General features: G+C 67.6%; 14 protein-coding genes and 1 pseudogene. 7 read left to right on the top strand and 8 right to left on the bottom strand.

The genetic code is table 11. From position 1 onward, the window contains the following. Window positions 1–267: 267 nt before the first annotated feature. The gene (locus AC1PLR_RS07410) at window positions 268–2,226 is read right to left on the bottom strand and encodes an OPT family oligopeptide transporter (RefSeq protein ID WP_481103133.1); all 1,959 of its coding nucleotides are present in this window, start codon (window positions 2,224–2,226) and stop codon (window positions 268–270) included. 745 nt (window positions 2,227–2,971) lie between these two features. On the opposite strand from AC1PLR_RS07410, the gene AC1PLR_RS07405 reads away from it, so the two are divergent. Both AC1PLR_RS07405 and AC1PLR_RS07400 read left to right on the top strand, forming a co-directional pair. After that, window positions 2,972–4,738: a peptide MFS transporter gene (locus tag AC1PLR_RS07405; RefSeq protein WP_481103132.1), complete on the top strand. Its 1,767-nt coding sequence runs from the start codon at window positions 2,972–2,974 to the stop codon at window positions 4,736–4,738. Window positions 4,739–4,878: 140 nt separating this feature from the next. Then, the gene (locus AC1PLR_RS07400) at window positions 4,879–5,301 is read left to right on the top strand and encodes a hypothetical protein (protein ID WP_481103131.1); all 423 of its coding nucleotides are present in this window, start codon (window positions 4,879–4,881) and stop codon (window positions 5,299–5,301) included. 103 nt (window positions 5,302–5,404) lie between these two features. On the opposite strand, the pseudogene AC1PLR_RS07395 reads toward AC1PLR_RS07400, so the two are convergent. Together AC1PLR_RS07395 and AC1PLR_RS07390 are read right to left on the bottom strand one after the other, a co-directional pair. Further along, window positions 5,405–6,204: pseudogene (locus tag AC1PLR_RS07395) on the bottom strand (alpha/beta hydrolase family protein); the annotation flags it as partial. Window positions 6,205–6,497: 293 nt separating this feature from the next. Further along, entirely contained in the window at window positions 6,498–7,505 is a 1,008-nt protein-coding gene (locus AC1PLR_RS07390) for a LacI family DNA-binding transcriptional regulator (RefSeq protein ID WP_481103554.1), read from the bottom strand. Between the two features lie 100 nt (window positions 7,506–7,605). Between AC1PLR_RS07390 and AC1PLR_RS07385 the strand changes: the two genes are divergently transcribed. The 5 genes from AC1PLR_RS07385 to AC1PLR_RS07365 are packed head-to-tail and all read left to right on the top strand — an operon-like array spanning window position 7,606 to window position 12,228. Then, entirely contained in the window at window positions 7,606–8,658 is a 1,053-nt protein-coding gene (locus AC1PLR_RS07385; RefSeq protein WP_481103130.1) for a sugar phosphate isomerase/epimerase family protein, read from the top strand. A gap of 27 nt (window positions 8,659–8,685) precedes the next feature. Then, a complete protein-coding gene (locus AC1PLR_RS07380) occupies window positions 8,686–9,903 on the top strand; it encodes a nucleoside permease (protein WP_481103129.1) in 1,218 nt (405 codons plus the stop codon). A gap of 11 nt (window positions 9,904–9,914) precedes the next feature. Then, window positions 9,915–11,039 carry a Gfo/Idh/MocA family protein gene (locus tag AC1PLR_RS07375; RefSeq protein WP_481103128.1) on the top strand — a complete coding sequence of 375 codons (1,125 nt, stop codon included), beginning with the start codon at window positions 9,915–9,917 and terminating at the stop codon, window positions 11,037–11,039. Window positions 11,040–11,058: 19 nt separating this feature from the next. Beyond that, on the top strand, window positions 11,059–11,913 hold the full coding sequence (locus AC1PLR_RS07370; RefSeq protein ID WP_481103127.1) for a sugar phosphate isomerase/epimerase family protein: 855 nt from the start codon (window positions 11,059–11,061) through the stop codon (window positions 11,911–11,913). Window positions 11,914–11,949: 36 nt separating this feature from the next. Next, entirely contained in the window at window positions 11,950–12,228 is a 279-nt protein-coding gene (locus tag AC1PLR_RS07365; protein WP_481103553.1) for a c-type cytochrome, read from the top strand. 27 nt (window positions 12,229–12,255) lie between these two features. Here AC1PLR_RS07365 and AC1PLR_RS07360 read toward each other — a convergent pair whose 3' ends face one another. The 5 genes from AC1PLR_RS07360 to AC1PLR_RS07340 form a co-directional block, all read right to left on the bottom strand. After that, window positions 12,256–12,999 (bottom strand): 3-keto-disaccharide hydrolase, encoded by a 744-nt coding sequence (locus AC1PLR_RS07360; protein ID WP_481103126.1) that lies wholly within the window; start codon window positions 12,997–12,999, stop codon window positions 12,256–12,258. Window positions 13,000–13,042: 43 nt separating this feature from the next. After that, a complete protein-coding gene (locus AC1PLR_RS07355) occupies window positions 13,043–13,615 on the bottom strand; it encodes a gluconate 2-dehydrogenase subunit 3 family protein (RefSeq protein ID WP_481103125.1) in 573 nt (190 codons plus the stop codon). Then, entirely contained in the window at window positions 13,615–15,300 is a 1,686-nt protein-coding gene (locus AC1PLR_RS07350) for a GMC oxidoreductase (protein ID WP_010341988.1), read from the bottom strand. Before AC1PLR_RS07350 ends, AC1PLR_RS07355 begins: the two co-directional genes overlap by 1 nt. Before the next feature lie 30 nt (window positions 15,301–15,330). Next, the gene (locus AC1PLR_RS07345; protein ID WP_481103124.1) at window positions 15,331–16,227 is read right to left on the bottom strand and encodes a hydroxypyruvate isomerase family protein; all 897 of its coding nucleotides are present in this window, start codon (window positions 16,225–16,227) and stop codon (window positions 15,331–15,333) included. An 807-nt stretch (window positions 16,228–17,034) separates the two neighbouring features. Next, window positions 17,035–17,553 carry a single-stranded DNA-binding protein gene (locus tag AC1PLR_RS07340; protein ID WP_481096107.1) on the bottom strand — a complete coding sequence of 173 codons (519 nt, stop codon included), beginning with the start codon at window positions 17,551–17,553 and terminating at the stop codon, window positions 17,035–17,037. Between the last annotated feature and the right edge of the window lie 113 nt (window positions 17,554–17,666).

Raw genomic sequence — 17,666 nt, 5'->3', positions numbered from 1 at the left:
CGTACGCGCGGCGAGGTGCGAGGGGATCGGTATTGATAGTGCGATGCGTCGGCTTGGCGAAGCGCAGGAGGCGGGTGACGGCGCCGGCCTTGGTGGTGAAGCACGCGCCATTCAGCGCGATTCGTTCTTGGATCCAAGCGCTGCATGCGGCGCGGACCAGCCGACGAGAAACTGCTGCGGTACGCGGCGCGCTGACACGGCCGCAAACACGAAGCCCGGCGCGGGGCCGGGCTTCGGATGTTGCGTTGCGGGAGGCGGTTGCGCCGGTTAGGTGCGCGGCGCGGCCGCGGCTTCGCCCTTGCGGCCGGTGCGGTACAGCAACCAGCCGACGAAGGCCAACAGGGACAGGCCGGCCCACTGGTTGAGGTGGAACGCCTGCGGCAGTGCCAGCACGTCGGCGCGGCCCGAGGCCACGATCGGCACCGCGATGGCGATGCCCATCAGCGCTTCGCCGGTGATCAGGCCCGCGGCGAACAGCGTGCCCGGACGGTGCACGCGGTCGCGGCCCTCTTCGTCGTCGGCGCGGATCTTGTGGAAGCGCTCGACCAGATGAGTCAGCAGGCCGCCGAGGAAGATCGGCACCATCAGTTCCAGCGGCAGGTAGATGCCGATCGCCGCGGCCAGCACCGGCACGCGGAAGCGCTTGCCGGTCTTCTTCAGCCACTCGTCCAGGGCGATGATCGCCGCACCGACGCCGGCACCGATGCCGATCATGGTCCACGGCAGTTCGCCGCCGAACAGACCCTTGGCGACCGACGCCATCAGCGTGGCCTGCGGCGCCGCCAGCGCATTGGGATGCTGCGGCGTGGCCGCACCGATGCCGTAGGCCTGGGCCAGCAGGTTCAGCACCGGGGCCATGATCAGCGCGCACGAGAACGCACCGATCGCCAGCATCAGTTGCTGCTTCCACGGCGTGGCACCGACCAGGTAGCCGGCCTTCAGGTCCTGCAGGTTGTCGCCGCCGACCGCCGCGGCGCAGCACACCACCGCACCGATCATGATCGCGGCGACCGCGCCGATCGGCGAATCGCGCCCGAGCAGCAGCACCAGCACCGCCGAGGCGAACAGGATGGTGGAGATGGTGATGCCCGAGACCGGATTGTTCGACGACCCGATCAGGCCGGCCAGGTAGCCGGACACCGACACGAACAGGAAGCCGGCGACGATCATGATGAGGGTCATCGGCACGCTGACGTGCCACTGGCCGACGATGGCCTGGTACAGGCCCAGCAGCGGCAGTGTGCACAGCAGCAGCGCCACCAGCATCCACTTCATCGGCAGGTCGCGATCGGTCTCGGCCACCGCGGCGCCGCCGGTGCTCTTGCGCGCCGCGGCGAAGCCGCTCTTGACGCCCGACAGCAGCGACTTGCGCAGCGAGAACAACGTCCACACGCCACCGATCAGCATCGCACCCACGCCCAGGTAGCGCACCTTGGCCGACCAGATGCCGAACGCGGCCTCGGCCGCCGGCGCATTGGCCAGGCTCTGCGCCAGCGCCGGATCGGAGCCCATGAAGAACTGCTGGTACAGCGGAATGGCGATGTGCCACGACAGGATCGACCCGGACAGCACCACGATGCCGACGTTGAGCCCGACGATGTAGCCCACGCCCAGCAGCGCCGGCGACAGATTGGTGCCGACGTAGCCGACCATCTTGCTGCTGCCGATGTACGCGGCCTGCGCCCAGGTATCCGGAATCACCTTCAGGCCGCTGGCCGCACCGAGCTTGACCAGCCCGCCGATCGCCGCCGACAGGCCGAGGATCTTCAGCCCCGGCCCGGGGTTCTCGCCGGCCTTGAGCACTTCCGCGGCGGCCTTGCCTTCCGGGAACGGCAGCGGATCCTCGACGATCATCGAGCGCCGCAGCGGCACCGAGAACAGCACCCCGAGCAGGCCGCCCATGCCGGCGATGCCGAGCACCCACCAGTACTTGAAGTCCGGCCAGTAGCCCATGATCACCAGCGCCGGAATGGTGAAGATCACCCCCGCCGCGATCGAGGAACCGGCCGACGCGCCGGTCTGCACGATGTTGTTCTCGAGGATGGAGCCGCCGCCGAGCAGGCGCAGCACGCCCATCGACACCACCGCCGCCGGAATCGCGGTGGCGATGGTCAGGCCGGCGAACAGACCGAGGTAGGCATTGGCGGCGGACAGCACCACGGCCAGCACGATCGCCAGCACCACGGCACGGAACGTGAGCTGGCGCGGCGCGGCAGCGTTGTTCATGGTTACCCCTGAAACGACAAAAACGCTTTGCACGCTAGCGTCTGGGGCCGGGCAAGTCCAGCCTCGCGGCGCCCAGCTTGTGGCACATGCCTGGGGGCCGGGATTGGGGATTCGGGATTGGGGATTTGCAGAAGCTGAGGCAGCAAGTAGCCCCTCTCCCGCCGGGAGAGGGGTTGGGGTGAGGGTACGGCACACGCAGCGCGCTCCAGCCATGCAGGCCCTGCCCAACCCTCATCCGCCCCTGCGGGGCACCTTCCCCCCGAAAAGGGGGCCGTGGTCCCGACGGGAGAAGGAACAGCAAGAGCCCCTCTCCCACCGGGAGAGGGGTTGGGGTGAGGGTCCGGCGGCACGCAGAGCGCCCCAGCCATGCAGGCGCTGCCCAACCCTCATCCGCCCCTGCGGGGCACCTTCCCCCGAAAAGGGGGCCGTGGTCCCGACGGGAGAAGGAACAGCAGTAGCCCCTCTCCCACCGGGAGAGGGGTTGGGGTGAGGGTACGGCGGCACGCAGCGCGCCCCAGCCATGCAGGCGCTGCCCAACCCTCATCCGCCCCTGCGGGGCGCCTTCCCCCAGAGAAGGGGGCTGTGGTCCCGAGGGGAAAAGGAACAGCAGTAGCCCCTCTCCCACCGGGAGAGGGGTTGGGGTGAGGGTACGCCCGCCGCCGAACCCTCCATGCCGCGCGCCGCCATTCGCGCGGGCGCAGGCGCGCCTATACTCCGCCGCTGCCTTCCTGCGCCGAGAGTCGCCGTGTCCGTGTCCTCCCTGCCGCTGCGCGACGCGCGCGACGATTTCCTCGGCCATCCCAAGGGCGTTTACGTCTGCTTCTTCACCGAGATGTGGGAGCGCTTCTCCTTCTACGGCATGAAGGCGCTGCTGTTGCTGTACCTGACCAAGTACCACCTGTTCGGCGACGACGCCGGGCTCGACCTGCTCGGCGCCTACGGCGGCCTGGTGTATTGCGTGCCGGTGCTCGGCGGGCTGCTCGCCGACCGCTGGCTGGGCATGCGCAAGGCGGTGGTGTTCGGCGGACTGCTGCTGGTGCTCGGCCACATCGGCATGGCCTTCGAGGGCCACGCCGCCACCCGGATCAACGGCGAGGTGGTCCGCGATACCGCGTCCCTGGGCGTGACCTACCTGTCGCTGGCGCTGATCATCATGGGCGTGGGCTTCCTCAAGCCCAACATCTCCACCATCGTCGGCAAGCTGTACCCGGCCGACGACCCGCGCCGCGATGCCGGCTTCTCGCTGTTCTACGCCGGCATCAACCTCGGCGCCCTGTTCGCCTCGCTGGTCTGCGGCTTCCTCGGCGAGGCCTACGGCTGGCGCTACGGCTTCGGCGCGGCCGGCATCGGCATGCTGCTCGGCCTGGGCATGTTCCTGTGGGGCCAGAAATACCTGCACGGCCACGCCGAACCGGCGCAGCCGGCGCTGCTGCGCGAGCGCGTGCTCGGCGTGCCGCGCGAATGGGCGATCTACCTGTGCGCCGTGCTGGGCGTACTGCCGGTGGCCGCCTTGATGTGGGCCGCGGCCAACGGCGCCTTCAGCCTGGGCGGGGAAATCTCCCTGGCCTTGCTGCTGATGCTGCTGGTGCTCGGCGCGGTGCTGCTGTGGTTCGCCTGGTTCACCGGCACCCAGTGCACGCCGGTGCAGCGTCAGCAGATGATCGCGCTGATGGTGCTGATCGCGATGGCGCTGGTGTACTTCACTTTGTACGAGCAGACCTACGGCTCGTGGGTGACCTTCACCGACCGGCTGATGACCAAGGACATCGTGCCGTCGCTGGTGATCCGCGGCGGCACGCCCCTGCCCTGGTCGATCGCCTCGCTGCTGCTGGCGCCGTTGGGCTTCGTGCTGGCGGCCTCGCTGTCCGACCGCCGCCCCGGCTCGTCGGCGCCGCGGCGGCTGTTCGTCGCAGTCAGCGCGTTGATGCTGCTGTTCCTGATCCGCGACTGCCTGGTGCTGCCGCAGACCGCCGGCTCGCTGACCTACCTGGGCGCGCTGTTCCTGGTGCTGCTGGCGCCGCTGTTCGCCGCACTGTGGGCGTGGCTGGCGCGGCGCGGACGCGAGCCGTCCAAGCCGACCAAGTCGGCGCTGGGCTTGCTGCTGGCCGGGCTGTCCTTCGTGCCGCTGGCGCTGGCCGCGCAACAGGTCGGCGCCACCGGACAGATGGCCAGCGTGTGGTGGCTGGTGCTGGCCTACTTCGTGCTGGAGGCCGGCGAAATGTGCCTGTCGCCCGTCGGCCTGTCGGCGGTGACCCAACTTGCGGTGCCGCGCGTGGTCAGCCTGATGATGGGTACCTGGTTCCTGGCCACGGCGTTCTCCGAGGCGCTGGCGGCGCTGTTCGGCAAGCTCGCCGCGATCGAAGTGCCGGATGGCCAGACCCTCAACGTCGCCGACGCCGCGGCCAAGTACGCGCACCTGTTCTGGCTCCTGCTGTGGATCGGCGTGGGTTGCGCGGTATTGGCCTTCCTCGCCGCGCCGCTACTGCGGCGGATGATGCATGGGGTGCGTTGAGCGGATTCGCGACCGAGCCCGCACCGCCGCGATTCACAACCGTTGCCTTTCCCGCGTCATGCAATGGCAGGTGCAACCTGCAGGCGCCCGGTCCGATCAGGATCCGGCGCATCACGTCCGTGCTCACGAGGGAGATCGCAATGAAGACACACTGGAAACGCCTGGCGGCGCGGGGGCTGGCCGGCCTCGCACTACTCTGCGGCAGCTGCGCATCGGTTCAGGCCGCATGCCCCTACCCGTTGCGGCTCAGCGGCAATATCGACCAGCCGTGGAAGCAGGTGACCAATTCGGCCTGGAACAGGATGCTGCCGCAGCAATGGACCGATAACGGCTTCCATTTCTACAGCCGGGTCCGGGATCGCGGTCCGGCCGACGGCATCAACACACCGTCGGATCTGGAGTCGGAAATCCTCAAGAAGGTCCGCGAAGAGCCGGAGGGCACGCCCAACCGCTGGCAGATCCTGCTGCCGCTGGTCAATTCGAAGGGGGCGAATCTTCGCGTCATCTACGACTACGACGGCGGCAAGACCTCCAAATGCCAGCTGGTCACACTGACCTACTAAGCCCCAAGCGGGCATCAGCGCTGTCCGGAGGAGCCCCCGACAGCGCTGATGCCACGCAGTCGTGGCACATGGCGCCTCGGCCGCATCGTCATGCGACCGCTGCTTACAGCTTTTCCGCCGGCGCCGCCTGCGCACCGCCCAGCGACGTGCTCAGGAATGCCAGCAACCGGGTGTAGAACTCGCGACGATGTTCCTCGGTGTAGAAGCCATGACCCTCTGTCGCCACATAGAGCGTCTCCACTGGCACCCCCGCCCGCTTCAGAGCGGCCTCCATCTCTCGGGTGTGTTCGATCGGCGCGCGCTCGTCCTCGCCACCCGCGGCCAGGAACACCGGCACCTTGATCCGGTCGGCTAGATTCACCGGCGATACCGCCGTCAGCGCATCGCTTGGACCCAGCCATTCTCGCAGGTAGGTTTCGCCAGACCGTCTGCGCTGAATATCGCCCTTGGCGTACATCATCGGCAGATCGTAGACACCCACATAGCCTGCCGCGCATCGGTACAGCGAAGGCTCCTTCGCCACGCCCATCAACGATGCATAGGCGCCATAACTGGCGCCGTACATGCAGATGCGACCAGGATCCGCAATGCCCTGCGCGATCGCCCAGCGCGTGGCATCGGTCACGTCGTCCTGCATGGTACCGCCCCATTGCAGCGCGCCTGTTCGAACGCCCGGCCGTAGTTGCCGGAACCGCGATAGTTGACCTGCAACACCGCATAGCCAGCAGCGGCCAGGATTTGGGCGTCACCGTCGAACATGCCCGAGTCAAATTCGCCGAACGGTCCTCCATGCGGCATCACCACCATCGGCACCTTGCCGGACACAGCGGCGACGGGCAGGGTGACGAAGCCGTGCAATTGTGTTCCATCCCGCGCCCGCAGTGCGACCGGCCGCACCTCGGCCAAAGCTTGTTGCCGTTGTCCGAATCAGCGCCCGCGGCGAAGCGAATCTTGCCTTGAACATCGCTGTAGAAGGTCGCGCGCTTCACTTTCGACGTGCTTACCAGGGGCCTCCGATGTCCGCTACATACATCCAGGATCTCGGCACGGGTGTACTGCTCATTGGCACCGACCTCCGGCGGCGTCAGGGCCGAGAACCAGCAAGGCCAGCAGCTCGGGAACGCGCTCCCTTGATCTGCCACGGAAACGGCAGCGCGCACCAATCGAACCGATCGCCCCCACATCCCCGCCGTCACCTACCCCCTCGGAGCAGCGGTCGACCCGCGCACCATCAAGCTGAAATCCAGCGTCTGCTGCAGCGGCACGTCCCCCCGCTCGATGATGGCGAGCAGCAGGTTGACCGCGCGGACACCGATCTCACGCATGGGCTGCCTGATCGTCGTCAACGGGGGAGTGAGGTAACTGGACGACGCCAGGTCGTCGAAGCCGACGATGGACAGGTCGTCCGGCACGCGGATGCCCAGGTCCCGGCAGGCCGCTAGGGCCCCCAGCGCCATCTGGTCGCTGAAGCAGAAGATCGCGGTCGGCGCAGGCGTACGGCCCAGCAGCGCCAGCGCCGCCGCATGGCCGGATTCGACGGAGAAATCGCCCGGCACGACGGTCAGGCTGCGCAGGCGGCGGTGCGCCTTGGCGCAGGCCCGGACCCCTTCCAGGCGTTGCTGATGCAGGGGATTGTCGGGCGGGCCGCCGACCACGGCGATCTGCGCGTGCCCCAGTCCGTACAGGTGGTCCATCACGGCGCCCGCGGCGGCCGCGTTGTCGATGTGCACGCTGGGAATGCCCAGCGCCGGGTCGAACTCGCAGCCGTTGACCACCGGCGCGGCGGCACCCCGCTGCTTGACGATCGCGCGCGCCGTCGGCGGCAGGCGGTGGCCGAGCACGATCAGGCCGTCGGCCTCGTTGCGCCGGAGCATCTGCGCATAGCGCTCCTCGCGGTCGGGCCGGTGCTGGGTATCGCCCAGCAGCACGGCGTAGCCCACCGCCTGCGCGGCGTCCTCCGCGCCCTGCAGGATCTGCGCAAAGAAGGGATTGGCGATGTCCGGGACGGTGACCAGGAGCTTGCCGCTGCGCTGGGTCTTGAGCGTCCTGGCCACGGTGTTGGGCACATAGCCCAGCGCGGCGGCGGCCTGCTCGATGCGCGCGCGCGTGGCGGGCAGGACCTTTTCCGGCCGGGACAGCGCCCGCGACACCGTGCCCGCAGTGACGCCGACGTGCTTTGCGATGTCGTAGATGGTTGTGGCCATTGAATCTGAGCTCTTCTTCTTTCTGCTGTGCAGTGCACAACGGGTCTTGCGGGGGGCCCATGCTAGGATCATTCAATCGATTGCACGAGGGCGAATCACGTTGAAGACGCTCAAGGGTCCGGCGCTGTTCCTGGCACAGTTCATCGCCGACACACCTCCCTTCAATCGCCTGGACACGCTGGCCGAATGGGCCGCGGGCCTGGGCTATTCTGGCTTACAAGTGCCGACCAGCGCGCCCCATCTGTTCGATCTGGCCCAGGCCGCGCACAGCCAGGCGTATTGCGACGACCTCGCCGGCATGCTGGCCGGGCACGGCCTGCAGATCACCGAGCTGTCCACCCACCTGCAGGGACAACTGGTCGCGGTGCACCCCGCCTACGACGGCCTGTTCGACGGATTCGCACCGCCGGACAAGCGCGGCAACCCCGCCGCCCGCCAGGCCTGGGCCGTGGAGCAGTTGCAGCTGGCCGCCAAGGCCAGCCAGCGCCTGGGGCTGACGGCGCATGCCACGTTTTCCGGCGCGCTGGCCTGGCCTTATTTCTATCCCTGGCCGCAACGCCCGCCCGGGCTGGTGGAAGAAGCCTTCGCCGAACTCGGCCGGCGCTGGCGCCCCATCCTGGATGCCTTCGACGCCTGCGGCGTGGACCTGTGCTTCGAAATCCACCCGGGCGAGGACCTGCACGACGGCGCCACCTTCGAGCGCTTCCTCGACGTGGTCGATCACCACCCACGCGCCAAGATCCTGTACGACCCCAGCCACCTGCTGCTGCAGCAGATGGACTACCTGGGCTTCATCGATCGCTACCACGCGCGCATCGGCATCTTCCACGTCAAGGACGCGGAGTACCGGGCCAGTGCGCGCAGCGGCGTCTACGGCGGCTACCAGGACTGGATCGATCGTCCGGGGCGGTTCCGCTCGCTCGGCGATGGCCAGGTCGATTTCAAGGCGATCTTCTCCAAGTTCGCGCAATACGATTTCCCGGGCTGGGCGGTGCTGGAGTGGGAGTGCTGCCTGAAGCATCCGGAAGACGGGGCGCGGGAGGGCGCCGCGTTCATTCGCGACCACATCATCCACGTGACCGAACGCGCCTTCGACGACTTCGCCGGCAGCGGTGCCGATCCGGCAGCGCTGCGCCGCATGTTGGGGACCTGAGCCATTGCCGCCCTGGGAGGGGACGCCATGACGCACACCATGTCGCGCTTGGGCGCGATGATGTTTCTGCAGTTCTTCATCTGGGGCGCTTGGTTCGTGACCCTGGGAACCTACCTGGTGCAGGGGCCGCTGCACGCCAGCGCGAGCCAGGTGGCGACGGCGTTCCTCAGCCAGTCCATCGGCGCCATCGTCGCGCCGTTCCTGGTCGGCCTGATCGCCGATCGCTACTTCGCGGCGCAGCGCATCCTGGGGGTGCTGCATCTCGCCGGTGCGGTGCTCATGTGGCTGGCATCCAAGGCGACCGACTTCAGCGTGTTCTTCGCCTGCGTCATGGGCTACATGCTGCTGTTCATGCCGACGCTGGCACTGGCCAACAGCGTGGCGATGCGGCACATGCAGTCGCCTGAGAAGCAGTTTCCGCCGGTACGGGTCGCCGGCAGTGTCGGCTGGATCGTGGCCGGCGTGCTGATCGGCTGGCTGGGCTGGGAGCAGGCGCATCGGCTCGAGCTGACCTTCCGGATGGCGGCGATGGCCTCGCTGGCCCTGGGCCTGTATGCCTTCACCCTGCCGCATACGCCGCCGCTGGCGCGGCAGCGCGACGCCGGGCTGGGGCAGATCCTGGGGCTGGATTCGCTGCGGCTGCTCAAGTCGCGCTCCTATCTGGTGTTCTTCCTGGCCTCCATCGCCATCTGCATCCCGCTGGCGTTCTACTACAACTTCACCAACCCCTATCTCAACGATCTCGGCGTGCGCGGCGCGGCCGGCCTGCAATCGCTGGGCCAGGTGTCCGAAGTGCTGCTGATGCTGGCCATGCCGTTCCTGTTCGTGCGGCTGGGGGTCAAGACGATGCTGGCGGTGGGCATGGCGGCGTGGGTGCTGCGCTACGCGATGTTCGCTTTCGGCGATGCGGGCGGCGGCTTCTCGCTGCTGGTGATCGGCATCGTGCTGCACGGCATCTGCTACGACTTCTTCTTCGTCACCGGCCAGATCTACACCGATGCGCATGCCGGCCCCGCCGCGCGCAGCAGCGCACAGGGCTTCATCACCCTGGCTACGTACGGCGTGGGCATGCTGATCGGCACCTTCCTGTCCGGCGCCGTGGTGGAGCACTACACCACCGCGGCGGGCCCGGACTGGCGGCAGATCTGGCTGTTCCCGGCCGGCGTGGCACTGGTGGTGCTGGTCGCCTTCCTGCTGCTGTTCCGGGACCGGCCCGCCGTCGCGGCCGCCCCTTCCGCGTCTTGAGGGCCCCTCCAATGCCCAAGCTTGGAATCGCCATCGTCGGCACCGGCATGATCGGCGCCGTGCACCGCCGCGCGGCACTGCTGGCCGGCGCCTCGGTCCGCGGCGTCGCCGCCTCGTCCCCGCAGCGCGCACGCGAGGTGGCGCAATCCTGGGATGTCCCGCATGCCTATCGCGATATCGCGGAAGTGGTCGCCGATCCGCAGGTGCAGGTCGTGCACGTCTGCACACCCAACCATCTGCATCGCGCCATGGCGCAGGCAGCGCTGGACGCCGGCAAGCACGTGATCTGCGAGAAGCCGCTGGCCACGACGCTGGAGGACGCCCGGGCGCTGGCGGCGTTGGCCCGCGCGACCGGGCTGGTCGCAACGGTGCCCTTCGTCTACCGCTACCACCCGGTGGTCCGCGAGGCGCGCGCCCGCATCGCCCAGGGCGAACTGGGGCCGCTGCGCCTGATCCACGGCAGCTACCTGCAGGACTGGCTGCTGGACCCGGCCAGCAACAACTGGCGCGTGGACCCGACCCTGGGCGGCACGTCGCGCGTGTTCGCCGACATCGGCTCGCACTGGTGCGACCTGGTGGAATGGGTGAGCGGCGAGCGCTTCGCCGAGGTCAGTGCGGCATTCGCGACGGTGATCGCCGAGCGCGGCACCAACACCGGACAGAGTTTCACCACGCCGGCCGCGGGCGGCGCGATGCAGGCGGTCGCGAGCGAAGACGTGGCCATGGCGATGCTCAGAACCGGCGCGGGCACGCTGGCCTCGTTGACGGTCAGCCAGGTCTCGGCAGGGCGCCGCAATCGCCTCTGGTTCGAGATCGATGGCGCCAGTGCCAGCGTCGCGTTCGACCAGGAGGACGCAGAGCGTCTTTGGATCGGCCGGCCGGACCAGCGCGAGGAGATCTTCGTGCGCGGGCCGGGTGCCGGCAGTACCGAACAACGCCGGCTGGCGACACTGCCGGCCGGGCACGCGCAGGGCTACGGCGATTGCTTCGAGGCGTTCGTCGCCGACACCTACCGCGCCATCGCAGGCGAGCGGCCGGAGGGCCTGCCCACCTTCGAGGACGGGCTGCGCTCGGCGCTGATCGTCGATCGCGTCATCGCATCGGCCAGGACACGCGGCTGGACATCCATCGACTGACTTCCGGGAGGACTTCCTGATGAACACACCGACACGCAGAACCGCAACCCTCGCACTGCTGCTCCTCGTGGCCCTGCCCGCCTTCGCACACGACGTCGCCGGTCCGCAGGCCCCCATCGCCGTGCAGATGTACACATTGCGCAACGCCGGCTCGCTCGACCAGCAGTTGAAGATCGTCCACGACGCGGGTGTGGGCGCGGTGGAAACGGTCGGCACGCAGAACGTGAGTGCGGTGGAACTCAAGCAGTTGCTGGACAAGTATTCGATCAAGGCGATCTCATCGCACGTCCAGCTGGCCGACCTGCGCAAGGACCTGGACGGCGCGGTGGCCTTCAACCGCTCGATCGGCAACACGACGCTGGTGGTGCCTTACCTGGACCAGAAGGAGCGGCCCACCGATGCCGCAGGCTGGACCGCACTGGGCAAGGAACTGGGCCAGCTCGCGAAACGGGCACGCGCCAAGGGCATGCGCCTGGCGTATCACAACCACGATTTCGAACTGGTCGACTTCAATGGCAAGACCGGCCTGGAACTGCTGTTCGCCGCGGCCGGCCCCGATCTCAAGACCGAGCTGGACCTGGCCTGGGTCGCGCGCGCGGGCTACGACCCGGCGGCGATGCTCGGCAAGTTCAAGGGCCGCATGTTCGCGGTCCATGCCAAGGACAACGCACCGAAAGGCCAGGCCGCAGACGAAGGCGGCTTCGCCGCGGTCGGCAAGGGCGTCCTGAACTGGAGCGCGATCCTGCCCGCCGCGGCGGGGAGCGGCGTGCAGTGGTACATCATCGAGCACGACCAGCCGCGCGACCCGGCCACCGTCATCAAGACCGGAGCGGAGTACCTGCGCGAACATCTGCCGGCCGCAACGCCGCGTTAGTCCGCAGAGGAGTTTCGCTTGAACACGATGCTGACGATGACCGTGGCGCTGCTGGGGGCGACGCTGGCGAGCACGGCCTGGGCCAAGGGCGACCCGACGGCCGGCGCGCAGCTCTACGCGAACCACTGCACGGCCTGCCACGGTGCGAATCGTGCTGGCGTCCCGCCCACCTTCCCCGCGCTGACCGACGTAGGCAAGCGACTGCAGCCCGCGCAGATCAAGGAGAATATCCGCAACGGCGGCGGATTGATGCCGCCGTTCTCGCAACTGTCGCAGCAGGACGTGGACGACCTCGCCAGCTTCCTGGCGCAGTAGGCGACAGGCGCCGGCCACGCGCCGGCGCTACAGTTCGCGCACCCAGATATTGCGGTAGCTGACCTTGGAGTCGTGCTCCTGCAGCAGGATCGGCGCGCAGGCATGCGGCGCATACGACGGCGCGCCGATGTACTCGGTCTTGCCCGACAGCACGGTGTCGTTCTGCACCAGCACGCCGTTGTGCAGGACGGTGATGCGGGCGGGCGACGTGAGTCCGCCGCCCTGCGAGAAGCGCGGCGCCTTCCAGATGATGTCGTACGCCTGCCACTGGCCCGGCGCACGCGAGGCATTCACCAGCGGAATGGCCTGCTTGTAGATGGCACCGGCCTGGCCGTTGGCATAGGTGGGGTTGTCGTAGCTGTCGAGCACCTGCAACTCATAGCGTTCCTGCAGGAAGATGCCGCTGTTCCCGCGCTGCTGGCCGTCGAATCCGCGCGTCGCGGTGGGCGTACGCCATTCCACGTGCAACTGGATGTCGCAGAAGCCTTGCTTGGTGCGGATGCCCTTGCTGCCCGGCACCACGGTCATTGCGCCGTCGGCGATGCTCCAGGGCACGCGTCCGCCCTGCTCCGACTCCCAGGCCGACAGATCCTTGCCATCGAACAGCACGATCGCGTCGGAAGGCGCGCGGCCCGCAGGCGTGGCCACCATCGCGGGCACGGGCTTCCACACTTCGGTCTTGGTCGGATCGCGCGCGGGGTCGGCGTCGGCCTGCGCCAACGCAGGCGCGGTGGCCAGCAGGCAGGCCGCCATCAGCAGGGATCTGGTCATCGTGTTTCCAGGCAAGGAAGGGATGGCGAAGCGTGACGGTGCATCAACTGGTTGCCCAGGCAGGCGTGCCGGGGACATAGGTGATGTCCTCGTAGCGGCCCGGCACGGCAACGTAGCGCAGCACGTCGGTCGCACCGATCTCGGAAGTGAAGAAACCGAAGATGGTCAGTTGCTTGATCATCGTGAAGGGATGCGGCATCGCGTCCGCCGCTTCGGCGGTACCGGTATCGGTCACGTCGACGGCGTGCGTCCTGGCCTCCGCATCCAGGGCGCGCAGCAACTCGGTGCGCGCCTGCGGAGTGAGCGAGACGAAGCGACCGCCGGCACGTTTGTCGATGTCGGCCAGGCCGGCGCGGAACGTCGCCTGCTGCCGGGCGGTGTAGCAGTCGGTGACGAATTTCGCCATGAACGCGCCCGCAGCGGCGTCCTTCGCCCCCGGCGTCTTGGTCCGCGGCAGGATGGTCTCGGCGATCTCGTCCAGGGTGCCGATATCCGCGGCGGTGAACAGCGCCTTCGCCCCAGCGGCCGGTGCCTGGCCATGCACGAGCGCGGGCAGGCCGACCATGGCCGCGCCCGTGGCGGCGAAGATCATCTTCAGCAGTTCGCGACGTTCCATCACAGGTTCCCCGCTTTCAGTTCGCGCACCGCATGATCGGCGGCACGTGCGGTCAGCGCCATGTAGGTCAGCGAAGGGTTCACGCAGGCGCTGGAGGTCATGCAGGCGCCGTCGGTCACGTAGACGTTCGGCGCGTCCCACACCTGGTTGTACTGGTTCAGCACGGAGTTCTTGCGGTCCCGGCCCATGCGCGCGGTGCCCATCTCGTGGATGCCCTTGCCAGGCGCGTAGTCGGAATCGTGCATCTTCACGTCCTTGACGCCGGCCGCCTCCAGCATCTCGGCGGCGTCGGCAGCCATGTCCTTGCGCATGGCCTTTTCGTTCTCGCGCATGGCCACGTCCATCGCCAGCACCGGCAGCCCCCACTTGTCCTTGCGCTGCGGATCCAGGCGGATCGCGTTGTCGTGGTGAGGCAGCATTTCGCCGAAGCCGGTCATGCCGATGCGCCAGTCGCCCGGCAGGGTCAGCGCCTCCTTCAGGTCGGCGCCGATGTTCAACTCCGCGATCTCGCGCGACCAGCCGGTGCGGCTGGCGCCACCCTGGTAGCCGAAGCCGCGCAGGTAGCCGCGCTTGTCCGCGGCGATGTTGCGGAACCGCGGAATGTAGAAGCCGCAGGGACGACGGCCGAAGTAGTACTTGTCCTCGTAGCCCTCGACCCGGCCGGAGGCACCGGCGCCGAAATGATGATCCATCACGTTGTGCCCGAGCTCGCCGGACGACGACCCCAGGCCGCCGTCCCACACGTCGGTGGCGGAATTCATCAGCAGCCAGGTCGAGTTGAACGAGGACGCATTGAGGAAGACGACCTTGGCCGTGTACTGGTAGGTCTGTCCGCTCTCGGCGTCGATGATCTCCACCCCACGCGCGCGCTTGCGGTCCTTGTCGTAGAGCACTTCCTTGACGATCGAGAACGGCCGCAGGGTCAGGTTGCCCGTCTTCATCGCCGCCGGCAGCGTGGCCGACTGGGTCGAGAAATAGGCGCCGAAGGGACAGCCCAGGATGCACTTGTTGCGGTACTGGCAGTTGACGCGGCCCTGCTCGACCTTGGGCTGGGTGATGTTGGCGGTGCGCGAGTGGATCAGGTGCCGGGTGCCGCCGAAGGCCTTCTGGATCCGCGCAGCGACGTCCTTCTCGACGATGTTCAGCGGGATCGGCGGCAGGAACTCGCCGTCCGGCAACACGTCCAGTCCCTCGCGCGTGCCGGCGATGCCGGCGAACTTCTCCACGTGGTCGTACCAGGGCGCGATGTCGGCGTAGCGGATCGGCCAATCGGTGGCGATGCCGTCCTTGAGATTCGCTTCGAAATCCAGGTCCGACAGGCGATAGCTCTGCCTTCCCCACATCAGCGAGCGGCCGCCGACGTGATAGCCGCGGAACCAGTCGAATCGCTTGATCTCGGTATAGGGCGATTCCTGTTCGTCGGCCCACATCCCCTGCAGGTTCTCGACCAGGCCGTAGTCGCGCATCAGCACCGGATGAGCGGCCTTCATCGCCTGAGTCGGGCGGTTGCGGTGCGGGAAGTCCCACGCCTCCTTCATCGCGTTGACGTAGTCCTTGACGTGCTCGATGTTGCGTCCGCGTTCCAGCATCAGGACCTTGAGTCCCTTCTCGGTCAGCTCCTTCGCCGCCCAACCGCCACTGATTCCCGAGCCAACGACGATGGCGTCGTAATGATTGTCTGCCATGGGTTCTACTTCACCTGGGTGGATAGCGTTTCAGACGTCGCAGAGGCGGATCGCCTCGCGCAGCGAGCCGACGGGATCCGGCGCCGTGGGAACGAATTCCTGGGCCAGATAACCATCGAAACCGGTGTCGCGGATCGCGCGACAGATGGCGGGATAGTGGAGCTCCTGAGCGTCCCCGATCTCGTGCCGGCCCGGAACGCCGGCGGTGTGGTAATGCTTGAAGCACGCGTGATGCTTGCCGATGGTGGCGATGATGTCGCCCTCCATGATCTGCATGTGGTAGATGTCGTACAGCAGGCCGAAATGGTCAGAACCGATCCGCTGGCACAGCTCCACGCCCCAGGCCGAGTGGTCGCACAGATAGTCGTGATGATCGACCTTGGAGTTCAGCAGCTCCATCACCAGCACGACATCGCGCTTCTCGGCATGGCCGAGGATGCGCTTGAGCCCGGCTTCGGCGTGGGCCATGCCTTCCTGCGGATCCATGCCATTGCGATTGCCGGAAAAACAGATGAGGTTGCGATAGCCGGCATCGGCCACCAGGTCGATGTGCCGCATATAGCGCTCGACCAGTGCCTCGTGGAACTGGCTGCCGGCGAAGCCCTTGTCCAGGCCGAGTTCCGCGCCGTTGCACATCGCGCTGTACACGCCGTGCGCCTTCAGCGTGGGCCAATCCGCCGGCCCTACCAGATCGATGGCGGCAAACCCGAGACCCTTCACCACCTGGCAGAGCTGTGCGACCGACAGCTGCGGAAACGTCCAGCGGGCGACGGAATGCTTCAGGTTTCCCTTGAGCGGCGTGTCGGCAGCGAGTGCCGGCAACATGCCCACTGCCCCCAGGCCAAGGCTCCCGGCAACCGCCATGCGCAGCGCCTCGCGCCGCGTGAACCCCGAGGCCGGCGCCGGTCCGATCGAATGGATAGACATCCACCTTCCGGCCTCCCAACCGGTTCAAACGCTGACGAATCGCCGCGATTCAATCGATTGAACCATACGGGAGGAAATGAGTTTTTTGCAAGACGCGGTGCACGAAAACCCATGCTGCAGAGCACAACAACTGTCGCGTCGATCGCCGCGTGACGAGGATGGAGCGCGGCGTTGCACGAGGAGGTAGCCGAGCAGATATGCAGCGAAGAGCTGGCTGACACGCGCGTGACATCGTCACGCGGTGAAGCATGGCGACAAGCCGGTGAAACCGCACTCCCATGGCGTTCGCCTGCCTGCAAGGTGGCTGGGATGGCGGATTCGACTGGGCGTCTCAGGCATCCCTACCACGCCGCCACGCGCATTCATTGAGCGCGGATCGTGGCGTAGCGGCAAGCGCCGCCAATGTGCTTTTCCGTAGGAGCGGCTTTAGCCGCGACAGACTTTCCCAGGAACGCCGTCGCGGCTGAAAGCCGCTCCTACGCCGCTTGGTCCGTCCGGCCACGCCGGCCTGCACGAGCGACAGCATGAATTCGGCAAGAGACACCGCGCCAAGACGTTGCGCGAGGCGACGGCATGCGAAGCCACGATCGGCGATCAACCCGGTTCAGCGAAGGCGAGAACAGCGGGACACTCGCCGCGTGCACGCACGCTTGGGCCCACCCGGATGCCCATCGCCCGTCGTTTACATCCTCTCCGCGCAGAACACAGAGCCCAGGCCGGCAGAAAGGAAAACATCTCCTGCAAAAGAAAACCCCGACAAGCACACTGGCTTGCCGGGGTTTGTCTGCATCGCAGAACCACCAAGAATCAGAACGGGATGTCGTCATCCGCAAAGTCGTCCATCGGCGCGGACTGCTGCGGGGCCGGCTGCTGCCGACGCGGCGCGTAATCCTGCCCGCCACCACCGCCACCGCCCATGCCGGAACGCTCCTGGCGCGGCGGTGCCGAGCGCTGCGGACGGTCGCCGCCGCCCATGCCGCCGCCACCCTCGCCGCGGCCGCCGAGCATCTGCATCTCGTCGGCGACGATGTCGGTGGAGTACTTCTCCACGCCGTCCTGGCCGGTGTACTTGTCGTAGCGGATCGAGCCTTCGACATAGACCGAGCTGCCTTTGCGCAGGTACTCGCCGGCGATCTCACCCAGCTTTCCGAAAAACACCACGCGATGCCACTCGGTGCGTTCCTGCTGGTTGCCGTCGCGGTCCTTGCGCACGCTGGTGGTGGCCAGGCTGATCCGGGTGATGGCCATGCCGGCCTGGGTGTACTTGGTGTCGGGATCGTTGCCGAGGTTGCCGACGAGGATGACTTTGTTGATGCCGCGGGCCATGAGCTGCTTCCGTCTGGGGTCTCCGCGGGCCGGGGGGCACGCAGAGCGGTAAAGAAGATTTCGGGAAGCAATCCTAACATCGCCGGGCTGGGCCGGCCTGCGCCAGGCGCCCG

The organism is Xanthomonas sp. NCPPB 3570 (genome assembly GCF_056725115.1).
Note: the sequence above shows the minus strand (reverse complement) of the source record. Positions and strands in the feature narration are given on the sequence as shown.